We start from the raw sequence: 1,155 nt of genomic DNA, 5'->3' as shown, positions 1-1,155 counted from the left end.
CCGTGCCATGCCGCATGTTGACGTGCACCGCCGTCGGCCCCTCCTCCAGCCGCACGAAGGTCGGTCCGCGGTTGCCCCAGATCGCGATGCCCACGGTCTGGCCGATCTGCCGCGCCAGCGCCGGCAGTTCGGCCGAAGCCAGGCGGATCGGGTCCACCTGCTGCAGGCTGATCAAGCCCATCTGCAGCGCCAGCGGCCCCAGGCCGTACTGCCCGGTGGCCGGGTCCTGGGCGATCAGGCCCAGCTTGCCGAAGCTGACCAGGTAGGGATGCGCCTTGGCCGGCGCCATGTCGGCTTCGCCGGCCAGTTCCTTCAGCGGCGCCGGCCGGCCCAGGTGCACCAGCGCCCGCAGCAGCCGCCCACCGACCTCGATGCTCTGGATGCCGCGCGAGCCGCCGCCCTCGTCTTCAACGCTCATCGTCACCACACATTGGTAGTTATACCTAAACGAATTGTTTTGACATTATCAAACGAATTGACCAAGATCAACACACTTTCACATTGCCTAATCGATTCGTCATGAGCAAAGAACCCACCAAGGCATTTGCCTCGCAAGCCGATCTGGAGGAGAAGAAAGTCTCGTTCACGCGGCTGTCGGCCAACGCCTATGCCTACACCGCCGAAGGCGACCCAAACACCGGCATCATCATTGGCGACGACGCGGTGATGGTGATCGACACCCAGGCCACGCCGGTGATGGCGCAGGACGTGATCCGCCGCATCCGCGAGGTGACCGACAAGCCCATCAAGTACGTGGTGCTGAGCCATTACCACGCGGTGCGCGTGCTGGGCGCCAGCGCCTACCAGCCGCAGCACATCATTGCCAGCCGCGACACCTACGACCTGATCGTCGAGCGCGGCGAAGCCGACAAGGCCAGCGAGATTGGCCGCTTCCCGCGGCTGTTCCAGGCGGTGGAGTCGGTGCCGGACGGCATGACCTGGCCCACCATGACCTTCACCGGCCGCATGTCGGTCTGGCTGGGCAAGCTGGAGGTGCAACTGATCCAGCTCGGCCGCGGCCACACCAAGGGCGACACCGTGGCTTGGCTGCCCGAGCAGAAGATCCTGTTCAGCGGCGACCTGGTCGAGTTCGACGCCACGCCGTATGCCGGCGACGCCTACTTCAAGGACTGGCCGCAGACGCTGGACAACATC

General features: G+C 65.2%; 2 protein-coding genes. One reads left to right on the top strand and one right to left on the bottom strand.

Features of this window, described 5'->3' with window-relative positions:
* Positions 1 to 418 (bottom strand): IclR family transcriptional regulator (locus FKP22_RS31145; RefSeq protein ID WP_141292031.1); only part of this gene is annotated, 418 nt, incomplete at its 3' end.
* A gap of 101 nt (positions 419 to 519) precedes the next feature.
* Here FKP22_RS31145 and FKP22_RS31140 point away from each other — a divergent pair.
* A partial coding sequence (locus tag FKP22_RS31140; RefSeq protein ID WP_141292030.1) for an MBL fold metallo-hydrolase occupies positions 520 to 1,155 on the top strand: 636 nt, incomplete at its 3' end.

The organism is Ideonella azotifigens, assembly GCF_006519715.1.
Taxonomy (GTDB): Bacteria; Pseudomonadota; Gammaproteobacteria; order Burkholderiales; family Burkholderiaceae_C; genus Ideonella; species Ideonella azotifigens.
The sequence above is the reverse complement of the archived record's forward strand: the minus strand, read 5'-3'. Positions and strand labels throughout refer to the sequence as shown.